We start from the raw sequence: 22,521 nt of genomic DNA, 5'->3' as shown, positions 1-22,521 counted from the left end.
GACGTCTCGTACAATTCATTTCGCCGTCCCGGCGCCGGCTCCTCACCGCGAACATCACCGCTGATAGCGGGCCAGCACCAGATTCCCGTCCTCCTCCAACCGCTCCCGCAGCTCCCCCGCCCCGATGGCCCCGCTGTAGTACTCCTGGAACGCGGGCGTGGCCACCTTGTCCTTCCACTCGGCGTATCCCCGTACCGACTGGGCCGGGGCCGGCCGCAGCGAGCCGGCGAGCGCCGTTCCGACAGCCCAGCCGTCCCGCTCCGTGCGCAGCGCGGGACTGCGCAGGGCCGCGGTCCCGGTGGGCAGCATCCAGTCCCCGAGCGCGAGCCGCACCATGTTGCGCGGCCGGAGCAGGAAGTCGAGGAAGGCGGCGGCCGCCGCCTTGTGCGGGCTGTCCGCCGCGATGGACAGCGTCTGCGGACTGACTCCCTGGGCGAGCCCGCCGGCCCCGGCCGGCGCGGGCAGCACCCGCCACTCGAACCCCTCGGGGGCCTGCTGCGCGATCTGCTGCCGGTAGGAGAACCCGAGCGGCACCATCGCGTACTTGCCGCCGAAGAACCCGGGCAGCGTGTCGGAACCGCCGCTGCCCAGCGTCGTCGGCGAGGCGCTGCGGTCGGTGCCGACCTGGTCGTGGATGGTGCGCGGCACCACCTCGTCGCCCGCCTCGACGCGGACGGTGACCTTGCCGTCCGCCCCTCGGTGGAAGAGCCGGCCGCCCGCCGACAGCGACAGGTTGAGCGAGGCCGACACCGGCTCCTTGAGCGGCCAGGCCACCCCGTACCGCCCGGGTCCGCTCAGCCGCTTGGCCACCTGCCGGAACTCCGTCCAGCTCCACGGCCGTTGGACCGTCGGTATCCGCACGCCCGACGCGTCCAGCAGCTTCGCGTTGGCGATCAGCACCCGCGGCTCCTGGAGGAACGGCACCCCGTAGATCCCGTCGCCGAAGGTGACCGACTGCCAGCCGCTCGCAGGGATGTCCGCGCGCAGTCGCGCGGGCAGCAGGTCGCCGAGGTCGGCCAGGTAGCCGCCGTAGGCGAAGTCGGCGAGGTCGTCGGAGGCGTCGTGGATGACGTCCGGCGCCTCGCCGCCTTCGAAGGAGGTGAGCAGCTGGTCGTGGACGCTGTCCCAGCTGCCCTGGACGTACTCGACGTGGATGTCCGGATGGGCGGCGTTCCACTCCGCGACCAGGTCCTTGGTGGCGGCCACGGACTCCTGCTGCCAGGCCAGCGACTGGAAACGGAGGGTGATCCGACCGTCGTCGTCCCCGGCGCCGCCGCCTCCGGTGCAGCCCGCGAGCAGCAGGAACAGGACGGCCGTCAAGGCGATGATCCTCGTCCGCATCAGCTCTTCACCGCCCCGGCGAGCATGCCGCCCGTGATCCGTCGCTGGATGACGGCGAACACCACCAGTGAGGGCAGTGTCGCCAGGAACGCCGCCGCCGCGAGCGGGCCGAGGTCGGCCGCGCCCTCGGCGCCGAGGAAGTGGGTGAGCACCACGGGGAGCGTCTGTTTCTCCGGGGTCTTCAGCAGCACCAGCGCGAAGAAGAACTCGTTCCAGGCGGTGATGAACGCGAACAGTGCCGTCGCCACGATGCCCGGCGCGAGCAGCGGCGCGGTCACCGACACCAGGGTGCGCAGCCGCCCGGCCCCGTCGACCGCCGCCGCCTCCTCCAGTTCGGCCGGCACGGCGCGCACGTACCCGGCCAGCATCCACAGGGCGAACGGCAGTGACCACACCACGTACACCAGCACCAGACCCGGCGCCGAGTCGATCAGCCGCAGGTTCTTCAGCACCAGGAACAGCGGGATGATCAGCAGCACGAACGGGAACGCCTGGCTGACCACCACCCAGCCGGTGGCCGCCCTGGTGAGCCAGGAGCGGCGCCGGGCCATGACGTACGCCATCGGCGTCGCGATCAGCACCGCGATCAGCGCGGCGCCGAGCGCGGCCAGCAGGGAGTTGAGCCCGGCGCGCAGCAGCGGCTGTTCGTCGAAGGCCCGGCGGAAGTTGGCGAGGGTGGGGTCGTGCGGGATCCAGCTGGGGTGCAGACTGGCCAGCTCGCGCGGCGGCTTGAAGGCGGTGGAGACGAGCCAGAGGAACGGGAAGGCGAGGAAGATCAGGTAGGCCAGCAGTGCGGTGTACTGGCCCGCGCGGGCCCGGATCGAGGTCCTCAACGCTCGTCACCTCCCTTGAGCCGGCCGACGAGGAAGACGGCCAGCAAGACCGATATCACGGCGACCAGCACGCAGCCCATCGCCGCCGCGTAGCCGAACTGCCCGTAGCGGAACGCCTCTTCGTAGGCGAAGAGCATCGGCAGCCGGGTGCGGCCGCCGGGGCCGCCGCCGGTGAGCACGTAGACCAGGGCGAAGGAGTTGAAGTTCCAGATCAGGTTGAGCGCGGTGACGGCGAGGGCGACCGGTCTCAGGGCCGGCCAGGTCACCGCGCGGAACCGGCGCCAGGCGCCCGCGCCGTCGACCGCGGCGGCCTCGTGCAGTTCGCGCGGGGTGTTCTGGAGCCCGGCGAGCAGGGTGACCGTGGTCTGCGGCAGGCCCGCCCAGACGCCGACCACGATGACGGCGGGCAGCGCGGTCCCGAGGCCACTGAGCCAGTCCCGGCCGTCGCCCAGACCGAGGTCGCGCAGCGTCTCGTTGAGGAGGCCGGCGTCCGGGTTGTAGACCAGGCGCCACATGATGCCGACGACCACCTCGGGCATCGCCCAGGGGATGACGGCCAGCGCGCGGGCCAGCCAGCGCAGCTTCAGGTCCTGGCAGAGCAGCAGGGCGAGGCCGAGGGCGAGCAGGAACTGCGGCACGGTCACGCCGACGGCCCACAGCAGGCCGATGCGGAACGACTCCCAGAACAGCGTGTCGTGCAGCAGGTCCTGGAAGTTCAGGGTGCCGATCCACTCGGTGGGTTCGGTGCGGCCCGACTGGGCGTCGGTGAAGGCCAGCAGGACGCCGTAGAGCAGCGGGCCGACGCTGAGCACCAGGATGGGGATCAGGGCGGGCAGCACCAGGAACCAGGCGCCGGGCCCGGCGGCGCGGCGCGCGGGTTTCCTGGCCGGCTCGGCCGTCTTCGTCACCGGATCAGCTCCTTTGTGCACCTTTGCGCGACACGGACGGGCCTGGTCATGGTCATGAAGCCGGCGCGCCCCGTCAAGGGACCTCGCACCCCGCCCCGACCTGTGTGAATGCGACACTGGGTCGGGATTCGGAGCACGGAGGCGAACGATGGACGAGGCACGGGCGCGGGAGGTACTGGGCGCGGCGGACGTGTTGCCGCCCGGTTCGGCGGCGCACGCGCGGCTGCTCTCGCTGGGCGAGAACGCCGTGTTCGCCGCCGACGGCCTGGTGGTCAAGGTGGGCCGCGACGCCGGGCTGCTGGACCGGGCCCGCCGGGAGCTGGCCGTCGCCCTGTGGCTGGCCGGGGCCGGGGTGCCGGCGGTCCGGGCGGCCGCGCCCGAGGCGCTGTCCGTCGAAGGCCACCCGGTGACCGTGTGGCACCGGCTGCCCGATCCGGTGCGGCCGGCCGAACCCCGGGACCTGGCGCCGCTGCTGCGGGTCGTGCACGCACTGCCCGTTCCCTCCTTCGGACTGCCGCCGCGCGAACTGCTGGGCGGGGTGGAGCGCTGGCTGCGGCTGGCGGGCAGCGCGATCGATCCGGCCGACGCGGAGTTCCTGCGGGCCCGCCGCGACGGTTTCGCGACGGCCGCCGCGGCGCTGGTCCCCCAGTTGCCGCCGGGCCCGATCCACGGTGACGCGCTGCCGCGCAACGTGCACGTCGGCCCGGACGGTCCGGTCCTGGTCGATCTGGAGACCTTCTCCACCGACCTGCGCGAGCACGACCTGGTGGTGCTCGCCCTCAGCCGCGACCGCTACGGCCTGCCCGCCGAGGCGTACGACGCGTTCACCGCCGCCTACGGCTGGGACGTGCGCGACTGGGACGGCTGCGCGGTGCTGCGCGGCGCCCGGGAGACGGCCAGCTGCGCCTGGGTGGCCCAGCACGCGCCGAGCAACCCGAAGGCACTGGCCGAGTTCGAGCGCCGGGTGGCGTCGCTGCGGGACGGCGATCCGACGGTGCGGTGGTATCCGTTCTGAGTCCGCCGCCGACCGGGCGGACTCAGACCCGCTCGTCCACCGCCGCCCGCACCGGCCACACCCCGTCGACCACCGCCGTGGCGTCGCCCTTGCGGCGCAGGAAGTTCTGGAAGTCCGCCGCCCACTCGGCGTACCACTCGATCTGCCGGCGGTGCAGCTCGGCCGGGGCCAGGGCCGCGACCTTGGGGTGCCGGCCGGCTATCGCGCAGGCCAGCCGGGCCGCCGCGAGGGCGTCCGACAGGGCGTCGTGGGCGGTGTCCAGCGGCACGCCGTACTCGGCGCAGACCGCCTCCAGGTTGCGTTTGCCCCGGCGGTAGCGGTCGACGGACCGGTCGATGGTGTACGGGTCGATGACCGGGGCCGGGTCGAGGCCGCCCAGTCGGTCGGGCAGGGACGGCAGGCCGTACCGGTGCAGTTCGGCGGTGAGCAGGGTGAGGTCGAAGGCCGCGTTGTAGGCGACGACCGGGACGCCCGTCTTCCAGTAGGAGACGAGGACGTCGGCGAGGGCGTCGGCGACCTGGTCGGCGGGCCGGCCCTCGGCCACCGCGCGCTCGGTGCTGATGCCGTGCACGGCCACCGCGCCCGCCGGGATCTCCACGCCGGGATCGGCCAGCCATTCCCGGCGCCCCAGCGGCTCGCCGGCTCTGACCTCGATCACGGCGCCCGTGACGATGCGCGCCTCGCGCGGATCGGTGCCCGTCGTCTCCAGGTCGAAGCCGACCAGCAACTCCCGGTGCCAGCCCATGGGTGGCCCCCCTTCTCGGTGCGTTTCCCCCAGTGGCCTCCACCTTCGCACGGGCCACTGACAATCCGGCCGCCCGCACCCGGACACCGACCGGGCGGCCGGTCAGGAAACCGGTCGCGAATCCGCCCACATCAGCTCGAACTCCTCGCGATAGGTAGGGAAAAGCCCGCCTTCATCCGCATGGTCCGACTTGACGACCTTGCTGCCGTTTCGTCCGTTGCGCAGCACCAGCACCGGTGCCTCCATGCCCCGGGTGCGGCGCAGATAGGACTGCACGACGGCGATGCCGTCGGCGCCGTCGCCGTCGACCAGGTAGGCGGTGAAGCGGGGCGTCTCGTCGAAGACCTGGATCTCGAAGGCCCCCGGGTCGCGCAGCCGGGCCCGGACCCGGCGCATGTGCAGGATGTTGGTCTCCACGGCCCGGCCCAGCTCGCCGCGTTTGATGCCGAGTTCGCGCTCGCGCCGCTTCAGGGCGCTGGAGGCCGGGTTCAGGAACAGCAGCCGGACCCGGCCGCCCGCCTCGGCGAGGCGGACCAGCCGGCGGCCGGAGAAGTTCTGCACGAGCAGGTTGAGGCCGATGCCGATGGCGTCGAGGCGGCGGGCGCCGCCGAAGAAGTCCTCCGCCGGGAACTGGCGCAGCAGCCGCACCCGGTCCGAGTGCACGGCGACCACGTCGGCGTACCGGTCGCCGACCAGGTCCTCCACGGCGTCCACCGGCAGCCGCCGGGCGGAGGGCACGTCGCCGCCCGCGCCGAGCATCTCCAGGAGCCGGGCGGCGGCCCGCTCGGCCTGGTTCAGCACCGCCTCGGACAGCGCCCGGTTGCGGGAGACGACATTGCGGGTGACCTCCAGCTCGTCCAGGGCCAGCTCCACGTCCCGGCGGTCGTCCAGGTACGGCTCGAAGCAGGGCCAGTGCTGCACCATCAGCTCGCGCAGCTGGGGCAGGGTCAGGAAGCTGAGCACGTTGTCGTCGGCCGGGTCGAGCAGATAGCCCTTGCGGCGGCTGACCTCGCGGACCGCGACCGCGCGCTGCACCCACTCCTGGCCGGCCGGTCCGGCCGCGGCGACCACCCATTCGTCGCCGCCGTGCACCGGTTCGTAGACCGGCCGCAGCACGGCGGCCACCACGGACCGCAGCCGCTGCTCGACCAGGTTCAGCCAGATGTAGGCGCGGCCGGCCCGCTGGGCCCGGGTGCGCACCTCGTGCCAGGCGTCGGCGTCCCACTCCAGCTCCGGACCGATCGCGCCGGCGTCCATCGGCCGCGCCAGCGAGACCGCACCGGCCGGGACGTTCGTGGAGCTCCCCTCATGACCCTCGTGACCCTCGTCACCAGGGGGCAGCTCCAGCCCTCCCGAGCCCACCCGCGCACCGCCTTCCGCTCCCCCGACCTGCCCGTCTCAACGATCAAGGAAGGGTACTCCGCGAGCGGCGCGCGGTGCAGCCTGATGCGCAGGCTCGTCCGCCAACTGCCCGACCGGACCGGCTCGTTCCGCGCGCCGGGCGGTGCCCGAGTGAGCGGATTCATAGCGGTGACGGGCGGCGCGAGCGGGGCACTCCTGTGGTAAGGGCAGAAGTCGACCGCGCCTGCTGGGTTGCTTCCCTCAGTTTCGGGGAGACTCGGGGCCGAAGGCGCCCCCACCGGCGCCGTACACCTGAAAGAGTCGTATCCATGCAGGTCTGGCCTGGAGAGGCATATCCACTCGGTGCCACGTACGACGGCGCGGGCACCAACTTCGCGGTCTTCTCGGAGGCCGCCGACCGAGTAGAGCTGTGTCTGCTGCACGACGACGGTTCGGAGACGGCGGTCGAACTGCGGGAGAGCGACGCGTTCGTGCGGCACGCGTACCTGCCGGGCGTGATGCCGGGGCAGCGGTACGGCTACCGCGTGCACGGCCCCTACGCGCCCGAGCACGGGCAGCGCTGCAACTCGGCGAAGCTGCTCCTCGATCCGTACGCGCGTGCGATCAGCGGCTCGGTGCAGTGGGGTGAGGAGGTCTACGGCTACCACTTCGACGACCCGGACCGGCGCAACGACCTGGACTCGGCGCCGCACACGATGACCTCGGTCGTGGTCAACCCGTACTTCGACTGGGGCGACGACCGGCGGCCGCGCACCGAGTACCACCACACGGTGATCTACGAGGCCCATGTCAAGGGTCTGACGATGCGGCACCCGGGGCTGCCCGAGGAGCTGCGCGGCACGTACGCGGCCCTGGCGCACCCGGCGATCATCGAGCACCTCACCGAACTGGGCGTGACGGCGCTGGAGCTGATGCCGGTGCACCAGTTCGTCAACGACCACCGGCTGGTCGACATGGGGCTGAACAACTACTGGGGCTACAACACCATCGGCTTCTTCGCCCCGCACAACGCGTACGCCTCCTGGGGCGACCGCGGCCAGCAGGTGCTGGAGTTCAAGTCGGCGGTCAAGGCGCTGCACGAGGCCGGCATCGAGGTGATCCTGGACGTCGTCTACAACCACACCGCCGAGGGCAACCACCTGGGCCCGACGCTCTCCTTCAAGGGCATCGACAACCCGTCGTACTACCGGCTGACCGACGACCCGCGCTACTACATGGACACCACGGGCACCGGGAACTCGCTGCTCATGCGGTCCCCGCACGTACTCCAGATGATCATGGACTCGCTGCGCTACTGGGTCACCGAGATGCATGTCGACGGGTTCCGCTTCGATCTGGCGGCCACCCTGGCCCGGCAGTTCCACGAGGTGGACCGGCTCTCCTCGTTCTTCGACCTGGTGCAGCAGGACCCGGTGGTCTCCCAGGTCAAGCTGATCGCCGAGCCGTGGGACGTGGGCGAGGGCGGCTACCAGGTGGGCAACTTCCCGCCGCTGTGGACCGAGTGGAACGGCAAGTACCGGGACACCGTGCGCGACCTGTGGCGCGGCGAGCAGCGCACCCTGGCGGAGTTCGCGTCCCGGCTGACCGGTTCCTCCGATCTCTACCAGGACGACGGCCGCCGTCCGCTGGCCTCGATCAACTTCGTCACCTGCCACGACGGCTTCACCCTGCACGACCTGGTGGCCTACAACGACAAGCACAACCACGCCAACGGCGAGGACAACCGGGACGGCGAGAGCCACAACCGGTCCTGGAACTGCGGCGCCGAGGGCGACACCGACGACCCGGCGGCGCTGGAGCTGCGTCGGCGCCAGATGCGGAACTTCGTGGCCACGCTGCTGCTGTCCCAGGGCGTGCCCATGATCAGCCACGGCGACGAGTTCGCCCGCACCCAAAAGGGCAACAACAACGCCTACTGCCAGGACAACGAACTGGCCTGGCTCAACTGGCCCGCCGACGACCCCGACCTGCTGCGGTTCACCCGCGCGATGGTGTGGCTGCGCAAGGACCACCCGGTCTTCCGGCGCCGCCGCTTCTTCCACGGCCGGCCGGTGGAGGGCACCCACGACGAGCTGTCGGACATCGCCTGGTTCACCCCCGAGGGCCGGGAGATGACCCAGCGGGACTGGAACTCCGCGCGGGCCTCCGCGCTGACCGTCTTCCTGAACGGCAACGCGATCTCGGAGCCGGGGGCGCGCGGGGAGCACATCGGCGACGACTCGTTCCTGCTGATGTTCAACGCCTCGCCCAAGCGGCTGGACTTCGTCGTCCCGGTGGACCACGGCCGGCAGTGGGAGGTGGTCGTCGACACCGCCCTGCCGGACGGGGTGCCCGCGGACACCGGCCGCAAGGTGCAGGCCGGCGACCGGCTGTCCCTGGTGGACCGGAGCCTGACCGTGCTCCAGCGGCCGGTGTAGGGCCGCGCGTACGCCCTCGTGCGGGAGCCGCGCGTACGCCTGTGCGGGGGGCCGGTGACACGAAAGGCGGCGGGGCGGGTACGTAGCTCTGCATGACACCTGAGCGCCCCGCACCGGTCCCCAGGGCCACCTACCGGCTCCAGCTCCAGCCCGCGTTCCCGTTCGGGGCCGCGGCGGCGGCCGTGCCGTACCTGGCCTCGCTCGGCGTATCCCATCTGCATCTGTCCCCGGTCCTGGAGGCCGTCCCGGGCTCGGCGCACGGCTACGACGTCGTCGACCCCGCGCGGGTACGCGCGGAACTGGGCGGCGAGGAGGGCCTGCGGTCGCTGTCGCGCACCGCGCGGGAGCACGGTCTGGGCCTGGTGGTGGACATCGTGCCGAACCACATGGCGATGTCCCCCCGGCACAACCGCGCCCTGTGGGAGGTGCTGCGGGAGGGGCCGAAATCGCCGTACGCGCGGTGGTTCGACATCGACTGGGCGGCGCAGGGCGGCCAACTGCTGGTCCCGGTGCTCGGCGCGCCGGTCGGCGAGGTGCTGGACCAGCTGCGGGTCGACGGCGACACGCTGCGCTACCACGACCACGCCTTCCCGCTGCGCGAGGGCACCGAGCGGCTGCCGCTGCCGCAGCTCCTGGACGCCCAGTGGTACCGCCCGGTGTGGTGGCGGCTGGCCCGCACCGAGCTGAACTACCGGCGCTTCTTCAGCATCTCCGAGCTGATCGGCGTCCGGGTGGAGGACCCGGAGGTCTTCGAGGCCACCCACGCCACCGTCCTGCGGCTGCTGCACGAGGGCGTGGTGGACGGACTGCGGGTCGACCACCCCGACGGGCTCGCCGACCCGGACGCGTATCTGACGCGGCTGCACGAGGCGAGCGGCGGCCGGTGGACGGTGGTGGAGAAGATCCTGGCCGACGGGGAGCGGCTGCCGGCCGCCTGGCCGGTGGCGGGGACGACCGGGTACGACGCCCTGCGGCACGTGGACGGGCTGTTCACCGACCCCGAGGGGTACCGGGAACTGCTCGCCGCCTACCGGCGGTTCGCGGCCCCCCAGACCGACCGGGGCGGCGACTGGGCGGCGACCGTGCGGCGGGCCGCGTACAAGGTGCTCACGCACGAGCTGGCCACCGAGATGAACCGGCTCACCCGGGTCGCGCACCGGCTGTGCGCGGCGGCCCCGGACCCCGCTCTGCGCGACCGCGCGCCGTGGGCGCTGCGGCTGGCCCTGACGGAGCTGCTGGTCCGCATGGAAGTCTACCGCCCGTACCCCTCGACGGACCCGGCGCGGGTGCTCACCGAGCAGGCGGCGGCCGAGGCCCGGCTCGCGTTCACGGTCCCCGAGGAGGCCGGCGCGGTCGAGGTCGTACGGGACCTGCTGCTGGGCCGGGCGGGGGACGGACCGGACGCGCGGGAGCTGCGGACCCGGTTCGCGCAGACCGCCTCGGCGCTGCGGGCCAAGTCGGTGGAGGACACGGCGTTCTACCGCTTTGTGCCGCTGCTGTCGGCCACCGAGGTCGGCGGGAATCCCGGGCGCCCGGCGGTCTCGCCCGAGGAGTTCCACGCCTACTGCGCGCGGGTGCAGCGGGACTGGCCGCTGACCGGCACGGTGGTCTCCACCCACGACACCAAGCGCAGCGCCGACGTACGGGCGGCGCTGGCCGTGCTGACCGAGTGCCCCGCGCGGTGGACGGAGGTGCTCGCGCAGGCCGCGCACGGCGTCGAGGAGGTGCCGGACGGGCAGCTCGCCTGGGCGGCCTGGCAGACGGTGTTCGGGCTCGGGCCGGCGGACGGGGAGCGGGTCCGGGAGGCGCTGCTGAAGCATGTGCGCGAGGCGGGTATGTACACCAGCTGGACCGAGCCGGAACCGCCGTACGAGGAGGCGGTGGCCCGGTTCGTCGCGGCCGGGCCGGCCGGGCTGCCGGGCGAGCGGATCGCCGCGTTCCGCGAGGCGCTGGAGCCGCATGTCCTGGCCAACGTCCTCGGTACCGCCCTGGTGCAGCTGACGATGCCGGGGGTCCCGGACCTCTACCAGGGCACCGAGGGCGAGTACCGGGCCCTGGTGGACCCGGACAACCGGCGGCCGGCCGCCTTCCCGGACGAAGGAGGGTCCGGCCAGAAGGAGGCGGTGACCCGGGCGGCGCTGGCGTTGCGGGCCCGGCGGCCGGGGGCCTTCGGCGGTTCGGCTACGTACGAGCCGCTGGTGGCCGAGGGGCCGGCGGCGGCGCACTGCGCCGGGTTCGTCCGCTCCGGCGAGGTGCTCACCGCCGTGACCCGGCTGTCACTGCGGCTGGCCGAGGCGGGCGGCTGGCGGGAGACCCGTCTGCCGCTGCCGCCCGGCCGGTGGGCGGACGCGCTGACCGCCGGGCGCGAGTTCAGCGGGCACGCGCGCGTGGCGGACCTTTTCGAGCGGCTGCCGGTGGCGCTGCTGGAGCGGGTGGAGCCGGCGGGCGGCTGAACCGGGCGCGGCGGGCGCGGTGGTTCACGCCGGCGCGTCCGCCGGTGCGAACAGCGTCCCGGTCCGGGAGGTCATCACACAGGCGTTGGGGAAGGTCTCCTCGTACCGCACCGGCCGCCCCCGCCAGGTGCCGCGCGCCTGGGCGGTGACCGGGGCGTGGATCATCGGGCAGATGGCCTTGCGCTGCGGGATGGCGCCGATGTCGCCGCGCGCCGCGTCCAGTTCCGCGCAGGCCGCGGCGGCGCGGGCGGGGCCGCGGGGCGGGTCGCACAGCAGCAGGGTGCCGCCGTCGGTGGCGGACGGGGCACCGCCCCGGGTGACGGTGAGCAGCAGCCAGTCGCCGGACGGCCCGCCGCCGGGCTCGGTCGCCTGCGCCGGGGCGGCCCAGGCGACGAGCAGGGTCACGGCCGCCAGCAGCCCGGCCCGTACCGCTCTCGCGGCCGCTGTCGTGGGGGCTGTCGTGGGGGCTGTGGGGGTGCGGGGGTGGGTGTTGGTGTGCGTGTGGGTGCGGGTGTGCGTGTGCGTCATGCCCGGTGCATCGGCACGCCGGCCCGCGAGCCCCACCCCGGCTCACCCGAACGGAAGCCGACCGGCACCTGTCGTTCCCTCACTCCCGACGTGTCGGCACCGCGGCCCGCCGATCCCGCCCCGGCCCACCCGGACGGGCGGCGGCGGACGCCTGCCGGCCCGCCAGTTCGAACGCGGCGAGCACGACCCGGCACTGGTACTCCGCCTGCCGGGCCACCGGCACCCAGCGTGCCGCGCAGCCGTCGCGGTAGTCGGCGCACCAGCGGTCGAGCAGCCGTTCCAGCTCCGGCAGGACGCCGGCCGGGTCGCGGCCGGCCGCCGTCACCGCCTGGTGCAGCAGCCCGGCCGTGCGCAGGGCGAGCCGCCGCCCCGCGATGCGCAGGGCGACCAGGTGGGCGGTGCTCAGCGGCGGCAGCTCGCGGCCCGTTCCGTCGTCGGTGCCGGGGTCCCAGGCGTCGGCGAGCCGGGGGCAGACCAGCAGGTAGTCGTCGACCGGCGCGAGCAGCCGCGCGGTGTCCGCGGTGCCGGGCAGGTGCGGGCGGAGCCGGGCGACCAGGCGGTGCAGCAGCCGGGTGTCGCGGCGCAGGGTGCCGCTGACCGCGCGCAGCGCCGCGTCCCGGTCGGCGGGCGGCGAGCCGTCGGCCACGGTGTCCACCGCCCACATGGGCGCCTCGACGACGGCGGTGACGGTGCCGTACCGCTGCGGATGCGTCCAGGTGGAGTCGACGGCGGCCTCGGTGATCGCGGCGGTCAGGCTGCCCCGGCGGGGCGGTGGTATCCGGTAGACGGCCGGGCCCAGGACCGGCCAGTACAGGGCGTCGTAGGAACCCAGTTCGCGGGGTATGCCGAGGCGCACCGAGGCGTGTGCCAGGCGGCGGGCGAGGCCGGGCAGGTCGTGGGTCAGCTCGGCGAAGCCGCCGCCGACGTCGGCGCCGTGCAGGGACACCTGGAGGAAGGGCCGCAGTTCGGCCTGGAGGGCGAGCAGGGCGCGGGTCTCGGGCAGCGCCGCGCGGTCCGGGCCGTGCGGCAGCCACTCGGGCTGTTCCATGAAGCACGGCCGGAAGAACTGGCGGACGTAGCGGCCGAGGGTGTACGGGCCGGACAGCCAGCCCTCGTTGCGGCGCAGTCCGTCCGGGTCCAGGCAGAGCAGCAGGTTCCAGGTGGCGCCGGCGCCCTCGGTGAGCCGGGCGTCGCCGAGGAGGCGCGCGGCCAGCCGCAGCACGGTGGCGCCGCCGACCGGTTCGTTGGCGTGCGGTCCGGCGACGACGAGGGCCTGGCGGTCGCCGCGGCCGATGGACAGCAGCCACAGCGGGTCCCCCGCGCGGGAGGTGCCGACCCGGCGCAGCCGGGCCCGGCCGGGATGCCGGGCGGCGAGCGCCGCGGCCCCGGCGCGCAGTTCGTCGACGGTCGGATAGCGCGGGAGGGGCGGCAGGGCACACACCTCCACGATGCGGTGCCGTCGGTTCACCGGCGGGCGCGGCGTACGCACAGTCAGTCACGAGTTCGGGGGTACGTCAACACCGCCTCGGGCCCGCCGGACGGCACGGGCGGGGCCGGTCCGGCTCAGTGCGCGGCGAGCCGGAACGCCATCCGGCCGAACTCGATCTGGTCGCCCTCGCGGACCACGGCGGCGCCGATGACGCGCCGGCCGTTGACGGTCGTGCCGTTGGTCGAGCCGAGGTCGCGCAGCACCCACATGCCGCCCTGGCGGCTCAGCTCGGCGTGCGCCCGGGAGACCGTCTCGTGGTTCAGCCGCAGTCCGCTGCCCGGGTCGCGGCCGATGCGCAGCGGCTGCCCGGTGCCCGGGTGCGGCAGCAGCAGCTTGGGCAGCCGCTCGGCCCGCCAGGCCCGGCGCAGCCGTACCCCGAAGCCGGACACCGCCTCGACGGTGCCGAACACCAGGCGCCCGACGCGGCTCTCGGTGGGCAGGTCGGCGGTGAGGGCGGCCAGTTCCTCCGAGCGGCGGGCGGTGAGCGCCAGCTCCATCCGGTGCACGAACGTGTCGTGCGACAGCCGCCCCGCCGCGACCCCGTCCCGCAGCACCCGCAGTGCCTGGTCGCGCTCCGCGTCGGACAGCCGCGCGGGGTACGTGGGGAACTCGAAGGACGACGTCACGAAGGTGATTGTCGGTCAGCGCGCCCGGGGTGTCCAGGAAACGGCGGGCGCCGGGGGTGACGGCCCGCGCGGAACGGCCGGTTCGACGACGGATCGGCCGTCTTTGCAGGACCATGGACGGGCTACGTCACTGTGAGCAGACGAAGGGGAACCGTCCGTGCAGTTCGAGGTGTGGGCACCTGAGACCGACCGTGTGACGCTCCACTGCGACGGGGTCGCACAAGCCATGGAGCGCGATCCGGAGCGCGCGGGGTGGTGGCGGGGTGCGGCGGGGGCCCGGGACGGCTCGCGGTACGGCTTCGCGCTGGACGACGGCCCGGTGCGCCCCGATCCGCGCTCCCGGCGCCAGCCGGACGGCCCGGACGGGCTGAGCGCGGTCGTCGACCACGCGCGGTACGCGTGGCGCTCGCAGTGGTCCGGACGGCCGCTGCCCGGCGCCGTCCTGTACGAGCTGCACGTGGGCACGTACACGCCCGAGGGCACGCTGGACGCCGCCGCCGAGCGGCTGGACCACCTGGTGCGGCTCGGGATCACGCACGTGGAGCTGATGCCGCTGTGCCCCTTCCCGGGGCGGCACGGCTGGGGGTACGACGGGGTCGCGCCGTGGGCGGTGCACGAGCCGTACGGCGGGCCCGAGGCGCTGAAACGGTTCGTCGACCGGGCGCACGGGCTGGGCCTCGGGGTGGTCCTGGACGTGGTCCACAACCACCTGGGCCCGTCCGGCAACTACCTGCCCACCTACGGCCCGTACTTCACCGACCGTCACCACACGCCGTGGGGCGTGGCCGTCAACCTGGACGCGCCCGGCTCCGACGAGGTGCGGGGGTACTTCGTGGGCAGCGCGCTGGCCTGGCTGCGCGACTACCGGATCGACGGGCTGCGCCTGGACGCGGTGCACGCGCTGGTCGACACGCGCGCGTGCCACTTCCTGGAGAAGCTGTCGACGGCGGTGGACGCGCTGGCCGAGGAGAGTGACCGGCCGCTGTTCCTGATCGCCGAGACCGACCTCAACGACCCGCGGATCATCACCTCGCGCGCGGCGGGCGGCCTGGGGGTGCACGCCCAGTGGAACGACGACTTCCACCACGCCCTGCACACCGCGCTGACGGGCGAGTCGCAGGGCTACTACGCCGACTTCGCGCGCGATCCGCTGGCCGCCGTCGCCAAGACGCTGACCGGCGGCTACTTCCACGACGGCACCTACTCCAGCTTCCGCGGCCGGCACCACGGGCGCCGCCTGGACCGCTCCCGGGTCGGCGCGCACCGGCTGCTGGCCTACACCCAGACGCACGACCAGGTCGGCAACCGGGCCCGCGGCGACCGCCTCGCCGCCCTGGTCTCCCCCGGGCTGCTGGCCTGCGCGGCCACCCTGACGCTGACCGGGCCGTTCACGCCGATGCTGTTCATGGGCGAGGAGTGGGCGGCGGGCACGCCCTGGCAGTACTTCACCGACCACACCGATCCGGAACTGGCCGAGGCGGTACGCCGGGGCCGGCGCCGGGAGTTCGCCGCGCACGGCTGGCAGGAGGCGGACGTGCCCGACCCGCAGGACCCGGCCACCCGGGACCGCTCCTGCCTCGACTGGTCCGAGCCGGACCGCGAGCCGCACGCGCGGGTACTGGACTGGTACCGCCGGCTCATCGCCCTGCGCCGCGAACGGCCCGACCTCACCGACCCCGGACTCACCGGCACGAAGGTCGCCCACGACAGCGCCGCCCGCTGGCTCGCCTTCCGGCGCGGCGACCTGCGGATCGCCGTCAACCTCGGCGCGCACGAGGCGGCGATCCCCCTGGGCGGCCGGCCCGCCCGGGTACTGGCCGCCTGGGCCCCGGTGGCGGCGCCGGGGGCGGACGGGGTACTGCGGCTGCCCGGGGAGTCGGCGGTGGTGCTGGTGCAGGAGTGACCGGGAAACGGCGGGCGTCGCTGGGGCAGCGGGTGGTGCGGGTCGACGGACGTCGCGGGGTCAGTGGCCGGTGTCCTCGGCGTCGTCCTCGCGCAGTTCGGTGACCCGTTCCAGCAGGATCGGCTCCCAGGCGCGGTGCAGGCGGTCGGCGAGGAGGGCCGGCGGCTCGGTGGCGGGGCCGGTGAGGGCCTCGGCGCAGTGCAGGAGGCCGTCGCAGCGGGCCAGCCACAGGCCGCGCAGGCAGGGGCGGGCGCCGTAGCCGGCCAGGGTGGCGGCGCGGACGGCGGCGGGGGAACCGACGGCGAGCGCCAGCGCGGCGATGTCCTCGGCGGGGTCCCCGACCACCGCGCCGGTCCAGCCCAGCACCCCGCGCACCCGGCCGTCGGCGTCGAGGACCAGGTGATCGGCGGTGAGCCGGTGGTGGACCAGGACCGCGGTGCCGGGCTGGGCGGCGAGCTGCGCGGTGGCCGCCGGGGTGAGCTGGGCCGGCCGGGCCGGGTCGAACTCACCGGCCCGCGCCAGCCGCGCGGCGGCCCGCTCGGCGGCCCGGCGCAGCGCCTCCAGCGACCGCGGGGCGGCCCGCGGCACCCCGAGGGCCTCGGCCCGGCGGACCGGCACCTCGCGCAGCCCGCCCAGCAGGCCCGCCAGGTCGGTCTCGCCGACCGCGGACACCTCGTGCGCGTCGGCCGGGCCGCCGGGCACCCTGGTGTCCAGCGTGCAGGGCAGCCCCGGCGCCCACTCGCCGCGCGCCACGCTCACCGGCACGGCGACGGGCAGGTACGGCCGGACCAGGTCGCGCAGCCGCAGCTCACGGCGGAGCCGGACGGCGGCCTCCCGGTCGGGCGCGAGCCGCAGCACGTGGCGGACGCCGACCCACCAGACGCTGCCCGCGCGCCCCGCGGCTGCCTCGCCGCCCTCGCCCGCGTCGACCGTGTCGCCCGCGTCGACCGGCCGGACCTCGGGCCCGTCCGCCGGTCCGGCCCGGTCCTCGCCGAGCAGGGAACGGACCAGGGGGCGGACGGTCGCCGCGGAGGGGGTGGGTGCCTGGGTCATGGTCGCGCCGTTGTCTTCCGGAGACGTGCGGGGACGATGGGGCCGGTGCGGGACCGGTCAGTCCACGACGACCAGTTCCCGCTCGGAGTCGTTCAGACGCCGGCCGCCCTCCTCCGTCACCGTCACGATGTCCTCGACGCGTACCCCGAAACGGCCCGGGAGATAGATGCCGGGCTCGACGGAGAAGCACATCCCGGGCACGAGGGGCTGCCGCTCGCCCTCGATCATGTACGGCGGCTCGTGCGTGGTGACCCCGATGCCGTGCCCGGTGCGATGGATGAAGTACGGCCCGTAACCGGCCCGCTCGATCACCGCGCGGGCGGCCCGGTCGACCTCCTGGCACGCGACCCCGGGCCGCACCGCCCGGAACCCCGCCTCCTGGGCCTCGCGCACGATGTCGTGCACCCGGCGCTCCTCGTCCGTGGGCGTACCGACGTGCACCGTGCGGGAGGTGTCGGAGCCGTAGCCGCCCAGCAGTCCGCCGAAGTCGAGGACGACCATGTCGCCGTCCGCGATGACCCGGTCGCCGGCCTCGTGGTGCGGGTCGGCGCCGTTCGGCCCGGCGGCGACGATGGTGAAGTCCACCACCGAGTGTCCGTGCGCGCGCAGCAGCCGGTCGAGGTCGGCGGCCACCTCCGCCTCCCGGCGACCGCCGAAACGCACGTTCCGGATCTCCTCGAACGTGGCGTCGGCCGCCGCGCCGGCGGCGGCGAGCCGTGCCAGTTCCGCCGCGTCCTTGACCGCGCGCAGCATCGGCAACGCCTCGGTGAGAGCGGCGTACGAGGTGCCGGGCAGGGCGCGCTGGAGCGCCAGGAGGTGCAGCGCCCAGGCGTTGTCGCTGACGCCGAACCGCCCCGAGCCGTCCAGCAGGGCGGCGGTGATCGCGTAGGGGTCCTTGCCGTCGGTCCAGTCGCGCAGGGTCAGGGCGGGCGCGCCGGGTGCCTTCTCGGCGTCGGCGGCCTCCAGCGTCGGGACGACGAGGACCGGGTCCTGTCCCGGGGCGAGCACCAGCAGGGTGAGCCGCTCGGTGGCCGCGGTGGGCGTGTAGCCGGTGAGCCAGACGAGGTCCGGGCCCGGTGCCACCAGCAACCCCGCCAGACCGGCGTCGGCCGCCGCCCGCGCGGCGCGCTCCAGGCGCGCCCGGTAGTCGTCGGCGGTGAACGGGGCGGGCGCAGTGCCGGTCATCCGAGCCTCCCTGGCCTGGACGGGTGAAGGACCACGGCAGCATCCTGCCCGCCGCGCGGGGCCGACGCGAGCCGATTCCGGCGCCCCGCAGGTCCCGCCCCCGCGGCCGGGCTCCTCGGGCTCCTCGGGCTCCCCGGGCTCCCCGGGCTCAGGTGAGCACGCCCGGCACCACGACGAGCTGCTGGTAGCCGCCGCCGGCCCGCCGCACCGTCAGCTTCACCTCGTCCCCGGGGCGGGCTGCGGCGACCGCGCGGGCCAGGTCGGCGGCGGAGTCGACCCGGGCCGTACCGAACGCCAGTACGACGTCACCGCGGACCAGGCCCGCCGAGTCCCCCGGGCCGGGCGCGTGCACGCCCACCACCAGCGCGCCGGGGCCGGCGTCGTCCACCGCCGCCACGCCGAGCGCCGCACCGGGCGACGGCGCGGCGGACGGACCGGCGGCGGACGGACCGGCGCTCGGCGCGGCGGCCACCGTGGCGGGCGGCGCGGCGGCCGGGATCCCGCCCCGCTGCCGCAGCTCGGCCAGTTCGCTCATGCCCAGCGCCGTGCTGCCCATCGCCCCGATCCCCGCCCCGGCCAGCACCAGCACCGTCCCGGCGAGCAGGCCGCACAGCACGGTGCCGAACCGGCGCCGCGGCCGGCGCTCCGGCGGCCGCGCGGGAACCGGTCCGGTACCGCCGCCGGGATCGCGGCCCGGCATCGGCTTGGGACGCAGCACGGCCTGTTCCGACACAGTCTGTTCCATCGATCGCCTCCGGCAGGACCCCTACCCGGGGCCCCACCGGGCGACGAGCCACGAACGAGTGAGACTGATCGGCGCCACCGTGGCGCGATGTCGCCCACCGCACCGATAAACCGCATTCAAGTGATTGTCACCGTTTCGAGGTAAGCGGCTGCCTTCCCGGGCCGACACGCCCCGGCCCGCGACTACGTTCCTGCGGGTGGACGGATTCCGCGATCCTCCCCGCCCCAGTCCCACGCAAGGAGCAGCCCCTCTCCATGACCGTCGACAGCAGTCCTGAAGCACCGGCCGCGGCGGCCGTGCCGCAGCAGTCCCTGAGCACCGCCGCCGCCCGCAACCTCGCCACCACCACCAAGTCCGCCCCGCAGATGCAGGAGATCACCTCCCGCTGGCTGCTGCGGATGCTCCCCTGGGTCGAGACCAAGGGCGGCGCCTACCGGGTCAACCGGCGGTTGCGCCACACCGTCGGCGACGGCCGCATCGAGTTCGTGCAGGAGGGCGCCGCGGTCCGGGTGATCCCCCGGGAGCTGGGCGAACTGGCCCTGCTGCGCGGGTTCGAGGACATCGAGGTGCTCACCGCGCTCGCCGACCGCTGCGCGCAGCGCGACTTCGGGCCGGGTGACGTCCTCGCCGAGCGCGGCGCCCCGGCGGACCGCGTCCATCTCATCGCCCACGGCCGGGTCCGGCAGACCGCCGCGGGCCCGTACGGCGACGAGGCCGGCGTCGGGGTGCTCGCGGACGGCGACCACTTCGGCGCGAACGCCCTGCTGGACCCCGACGCCCGCCACGACCGCACGGTCACCGCCGAGACCTCCGGCACCCTGCTCACCCTCTCGGGCGCCGACTTCGCCGCCGTCCGGGACGCGGCGCCCGGCCTCCGCGCGCACGTCGAGGAGTTCGGCTCCGCCGCGCGGCAGCGGCAGAACAAGCACGGCGAGGCCGAGATCGCGCTGTCCGCCGGGCACGTCGGCGAGGCCGAGCTGCCGGCCACCTTCGTCGACTACGAGGCGAAGCCGCGCGAGTACGAACTCTCCGTCGCCCAGACCGTGCTGCGCGTCCACACCCGGGTCGCCGACCTCTACAACGGCCCGATGAACCAGACCGAGGAACAACTCCGGCTCACCGTCGAGGCGTTGCGCGAGCGCCAGGAGTACGAGCTGATCAACAACCGCGAGTTCGGGCTGCTGCACAACGCCGACTACAAGCAGCGCCTCCAGCCCCGCTCCGGCCCGCCGACCCCGGACGACATGGACGAGCTGCTCTGCCGCCGGCGCGGCACCAAGCTGTTCCTCGCCCACCCGCGGACCATCGCCGCGATCGGGCGCGGCTTCAACGCCTGCGGGATCTATCCCGACCACGTCGACCTCGGCGGACAGTCCGTGCCGGCCTGGCGCGGGGTGCCGATCCTGCCCTGCTCCAAGATCCCGATCAGCGAGCAGCAGACCAGTTCCATCATCGCGATGCGCACCGGCGAGGAGAACCAGGGCGTCATCGGTCTGCGGCAGACCGGTCTGCCGGACGAGTACGAACCGGGCCTGTCGGTGCGCTTCATGGGCGTCAACGACCAGGCGGTCACCTCCTACCTCGTCAGCACCTACTACTCCGCCGCGGTCCTCCTGCCGGACGCGCTCGGCGTGCTGGAGAACGTGCGGATCGCCCCCGGCCGGGACTGACCTCCCACTCCCCCCTACCCCCCGCCCCTCTTGGAGCAAGGAGCCACGGATGCCCGACACCGGGCCCCTGGAACCACCCCCGCCGCGGCCGCCGGCCCCGGACTTCCTGGCCGCGCTGCATCCACCGGTCGGCCTCCCGCACCCGCCCGCGCCACCACCGCCCGCACCGGCGGCCGCCTCCGCCGAACCGGAGACACCCCCCGCACCCGACGTGCCCGACGCTCTCCAGCGAGTCCTGCACGGGCCCAGCGGTCCGGGCACCGCCGCGCTCTCCCTGGCCGAGCGGCTGAGGTCCGCGCTCCCGGAACCGGGCCCGGCGCTCCCGCCGGCCGAGGGGCGGGCCGTCCCCGGGCTGTACTTCCACCCCGTCCCGGAGCCCGACCCGGCGCGCGTCGCGGAGGTGAGCCGCCGGATCAAGCTCTGGGCCGAGGACGAGGTGCGGCTCTACCCCGAGGAGTGGGCGGGCCAGTTCGACGGCTTCTCGGTCGGCAGCTACATGGTCGGCTGCCACCCCGACGCGCCGACCGTCGACCACCTGATGCTCGCCACCCGGCTGATGGTCGCGGAGAACGCGGTGGACGACTGCTACTGCGAGGACCACGGCGGCTCACCCGTCGGTCTCGGCGGGCGCCTGCTGCTCGCGCACACGGCGCTCGACCCTCTGCACACCACCGCGGAGTACGCCCCGGCGTGGGCCGAGTCGCTCACCTCGGACGCCCCGCGCCGGGCGTACCGCAGCGCGATGGACTACTTCACGCGCGCCGCCACGCCCTCCCAGTCCGACCGCTACCGGCACGACATGGCCCGGCTGCACCTGGGCTATCTCGCCGAGGCCGCCTGGGCGCAGACCGGGCACGTCCCGGAGGTCTGGGAGTACCTGGCGATGCGCCAGTTCAACAACTTCCGACCCTGCCCGACGATCACCGACACCGTCGGCGGCTACGAACTCCCCGCCGACCTGCACGCCCGGCCGGACATGCAGCGGGTCATCGCGCTGGCCGGCAACGCGACCACCATCGTCAACGACCTCTACTCGTACACGAAGGAACTCGACAGCCCCGGCCTGCACCTGAACCTGCCGGTGGTGCTGGCCGAACGCGAGCGACTCGCGGAGCGCGACGCGTATCTGAAGGCGGTCGAGATCCACAACGAGCTGATGCGTGCCTTCGAGGCCGCCGCGGCCGACCTCGCCGCGGCCTGTCCGCTGCCCACCGTGCTGCGCTTCCTGCGCGGCGTGGCCGCCTGGGTGGACGGCAACCACGACTGGCACCGCACCAACACCTACCGCTACCGCCTGCCCGATTTCTGGTGACGAACGGAAACCCCTGTGACGACTGAAACCACCTCCACCCGCGCGGCCAAGATCCCGGCCCCGGCGACCCCCTACCAGGAGGACATCGCCCGCTACTGGAACAACGAGGCCAGGCCGGTCAACCTGCGCCTCGGCGACGTGGACGGGCTTTACCACCACCACTACGGCATCGGCGCCGTCGACCACGCCGCGCTCGGCGACCCGGCGCACAGCGAGTACGAGAAGAAACTGATCGCCGAACTGCACCGGCTGGAGTCCGCGCAGGCCGAGTTCCTCCTCGGCCACCTCGGCACGGTCGGACCCGGCGACACCCTGGTGGACGCCGGCTGCGGGCGCGGCGGGTCCATGGTGATGGCCCACCAGCGCTTCGGCTGCCAGGTCGAGGGCGTCACCCTGTCCGCCGCGCAGGCCGACTTCGGCAACCGGCGGGCCCGGGAGCTGCGCCTCGAGGACCACGTCCGCTCGCGGGTGTGCAACATGCTGGACACGCCCTTCGAGAAGGGCAGCGTCACCGCCTCGTGGAACAACGAGTCGAGCATGTACGTCGACCTGCACGACCTGTTCGCCGAGCACTCCCGGTTCCTCAAGGTGGGCGGCCGGTACGTGACGATCACCGGCTGCTGGAACCCGCGCTACGGGCAGCCGTCCAAGTACGTCTCCGAGATCAACGCCCACTTCGAGTGCAACATCCACTCCCGACGTGAGTACCTGCGGGCCATGGCCGACAACCGGCTGGTGCCGCAGACCATCGTGGACCTGACCCCCGAGACGCTGCCCTACTGGGAGCTGCGGGCCACCTCCTCGCTGGTCACCGGGATCGAGGAGGCGTTCATCAACTCCTACCGGGACGGCTCCTTCCAGTACGTGCTGATCGCGGCCGACCGGGTCTGAACCGGAAAGCGCCGGGGGCCGGGACCGTCGGTGACGGTCCCGGCC

At 74.2% G+C, this 22,521-nt stretch carries 19 protein-coding genes; 8 read left to right on the top strand and 11 right to left on the bottom strand.

Annotation, left to right across the window (positions count from 1 at the left end; all coding sequences use genetic code 11):
* Window positions 1-54: 54 nt before the first annotated feature.
* Genes ACTT8P_RS25600 through ACTT8P_RS25590 form a run of 3 tightly spaced genes read right to left on the bottom strand, consistent with a single transcriptional unit; the run spans window position 55 to window position 3,082 of the window.
* Window positions 55-1,341 carry an ABC transporter substrate-binding protein gene (locus ACTT8P_RS25600; RefSeq protein WP_442834094.1) on the bottom strand — a complete coding sequence of 429 codons (1,287 nt, stop codon included), beginning with the start codon at window positions 1,339-1,341 and terminating at the stop codon, window positions 55-57.
* On the bottom strand, window positions 1,341-2,174 hold the full coding sequence (locus ACTT8P_RS25595) for a carbohydrate ABC transporter permease (protein ID WP_442834093.1): 834 nt from the start codon (window positions 2,172-2,174) through the stop codon (window positions 1,341-1,343). The genes ACTT8P_RS25600 and ACTT8P_RS25595 overlap by 1 nt, the downstream gene beginning before the upstream one ends.
* Entirely contained in the window at window positions 2,171-3,082 is a 912-nt protein-coding gene (locus ACTT8P_RS25590; RefSeq protein ID WP_442834092.1) for a carbohydrate ABC transporter permease, read from the bottom strand. The genes ACTT8P_RS25595 and ACTT8P_RS25590 overlap by 4 nt, the downstream gene beginning before the upstream one ends.
* Before the next feature lie 148 nt (window positions 3,083-3,230).
* On the opposite strand from ACTT8P_RS25590, the gene ACTT8P_RS25585 reads away from it, so the two are divergent.
* Entirely contained in the window at window positions 3,231-4,097 is an 867-nt protein-coding gene (locus ACTT8P_RS25585; RefSeq protein ID WP_442834091.1) for a phosphotransferase enzyme family protein, read from the top strand.
* A gap of 22 nt (window positions 4,098-4,119) precedes the next feature.
* On the opposite strand, the gene ACTT8P_RS25580 is transcribed toward ACTT8P_RS25585, so the two are convergent.
* A complete protein-coding gene (locus ACTT8P_RS25580; RefSeq protein ID WP_442834090.1) occupies window positions 4,120-4,842 on the bottom strand; it encodes a 3'-5' exonuclease in 723 nt (240 codons plus the stop codon).
* A gap of 102 nt (window positions 4,843-4,944) precedes the next feature.
* Entirely contained in the window at window positions 4,945-6,204 is a 1,260-nt protein-coding gene (locus ACTT8P_RS25575; protein ID WP_361172947.1) for an SAV2148 family HEPN domain-containing protein, read from the bottom strand.
* Here ACTT8P_RS25575 and ACTT8P_RS25570 point away from each other — a divergent pair.
* The 3 genes from ACTT8P_RS25570 (at window position 6,151) to treY (ending at window position 11,074) form a co-directional block, all read left to right on the top strand.
* Window positions 6,151-6,408, top strand: coding sequence for a hypothetical protein (locus ACTT8P_RS25570; RefSeq protein WP_442834114.1), 258 nt, complete (start codon window positions 6,151-6,153; stop codon window positions 6,406-6,408). The genes ACTT8P_RS25575 and ACTT8P_RS25570 overlap by 54 nt on opposite strands.
* A gap of 104 nt (window positions 6,409-6,512) precedes the next feature.
* A complete protein-coding gene (glgX, locus tag ACTT8P_RS25565; protein WP_442834089.1) occupies window positions 6,513-8,621 on the top strand; it encodes a glycogen debranching protein GlgX in 2,109 nt (702 codons plus the stop codon).
* A 92-nt stretch (window positions 8,622-8,713) separates the two neighbouring features.
* Window positions 8,714-11,074 carry a malto-oligosyltrehalose synthase gene (gene treY / locus ACTT8P_RS25560; RefSeq protein ID WP_442834088.1) on the top strand — a complete coding sequence of 787 codons (2,361 nt, stop codon included), beginning with the start codon at window positions 8,714-8,716 and terminating at the stop codon, window positions 11,072-11,074.
* A 24-nt stretch (window positions 11,075-11,098) separates the two neighbouring features.
* Here the strand turns inward: treY and ACTT8P_RS25555 are convergent, their stop codons facing one another.
* The 3 genes from ACTT8P_RS25555 to ACTT8P_RS25545 form a co-directional block, all read right to left on the bottom strand.
* Window positions 11,099-11,602: an SSI family serine proteinase inhibitor gene (locus ACTT8P_RS25555; protein WP_442834087.1), complete on the bottom strand. Its 504-nt coding sequence runs from the start codon at window positions 11,600-11,602 to the stop codon at window positions 11,099-11,101.
* Window positions 11,603-11,681: 79 nt separating this feature from the next.
* The gene (locus ACTT8P_RS25550) at window positions 11,682-13,049 is read right to left on the bottom strand and encodes a M14 family zinc carboxypeptidase (protein ID WP_442834112.1); all 1,368 of its coding nucleotides are present in this window, start codon (window positions 13,047-13,049) and stop codon (window positions 11,682-11,684) included.
* A gap of 116 nt (window positions 13,050-13,165) precedes the next feature.
* Entirely contained in the window at window positions 13,166-13,717 is a 552-nt protein-coding gene (locus tag ACTT8P_RS25545; protein WP_442834086.1) for an FHA domain-containing protein, read from the bottom strand.
* 157 nt (window positions 13,718-13,874) lie between these two features.
* Between ACTT8P_RS25545 and treZ the strand changes: the two genes are divergently transcribed.
* Entirely contained in the window at window positions 13,875-15,620 is a 1,746-nt protein-coding gene (gene treZ, locus ACTT8P_RS25540; protein ID WP_442834085.1) for a malto-oligosyltrehalose trehalohydrolase, read from the top strand.
* Between the two features lie 60 nt (window positions 15,621-15,680).
* On the opposite strand, the gene ACTT8P_RS25535 is transcribed toward treZ, so the two are convergent.
* From ACTT8P_RS25535 to ACTT8P_RS25525, 3 genes are all read right to left on the bottom strand, one after another.
* The gene (locus ACTT8P_RS25535) at window positions 15,681-16,673 is read right to left on the bottom strand and encodes an aminoglycoside phosphotransferase family protein (protein ID WP_442834084.1); all 993 of its coding nucleotides are present in this window, start codon (window positions 16,671-16,673) and stop codon (window positions 15,681-15,683) included.
* 57 nt (window positions 16,674-16,730) lie between these two features.
* Complete coding sequence (locus tag ACTT8P_RS25530) at window positions 16,731-17,858, bottom strand: aminopeptidase P family protein (RefSeq protein WP_442834083.1); 1,128 nt, start codon at window positions 17,856-17,858, stop codon at window positions 16,731-16,733.
* A gap of 148 nt (window positions 17,859-18,006) precedes the next feature.
* Window positions 18,007-18,603 (bottom strand): PDZ domain-containing protein, encoded by a 597-nt coding sequence (locus ACTT8P_RS25525; RefSeq protein ID WP_442834082.1) that lies wholly within the window; start codon window positions 18,601-18,603, stop codon window positions 18,007-18,009.
* 254 nt (window positions 18,604-18,857) lie between these two features.
* On the opposite strand from ACTT8P_RS25525, the gene ACTT8P_RS25520 reads away from it, so the two are divergent.
* The 3 genes from ACTT8P_RS25520 to ACTT8P_RS25510 are packed head-to-tail and all read left to right on the top strand — an operon-like array spanning window position 18,858 to window position 22,476.
* Entirely contained in the window at window positions 18,858-20,273 is a 1,416-nt protein-coding gene (locus ACTT8P_RS25520) for a family 2B encapsulin nanocompartment shell protein (protein WP_442834081.1), read from the top strand.
* Window positions 20,274-20,322: 49 nt separating this feature from the next.
* The gene (locus ACTT8P_RS25515) at window positions 20,323-21,585 is read left to right on the top strand and encodes a family 2 encapsulin nanocompartment cargo protein terpene cyclase (RefSeq protein WP_442834080.1); all 1,263 of its coding nucleotides are present in this window, start codon (window positions 20,323-20,325) and stop codon (window positions 21,583-21,585) included.
* Window positions 21,586-21,600: 15 nt separating this feature from the next.
* Window positions 21,601-22,476, top strand: a complete 876-nt coding sequence (locus ACTT8P_RS25510; RefSeq protein WP_442834079.1) for a geranyl diphosphate 2-C-methyltransferase — start codon at window positions 21,601-21,603, stop codon at window positions 22,474-22,476.
* Window positions 22,477-22,521: the final 45 nt, after the last annotated feature.

Origin of the sequence: Streptomyces sp. JW3 (genome assembly GCF_052216785.1) — a bacterium.
Classification (GTDB): domain Bacteria; phylum Actinomycetota; class Actinomycetes; order Streptomycetales; family Streptomycetaceae; genus Streptomyces.
Note: the sequence above shows the minus strand (reverse complement) of the source record. Positions and strands in the feature narration are given on the sequence as shown.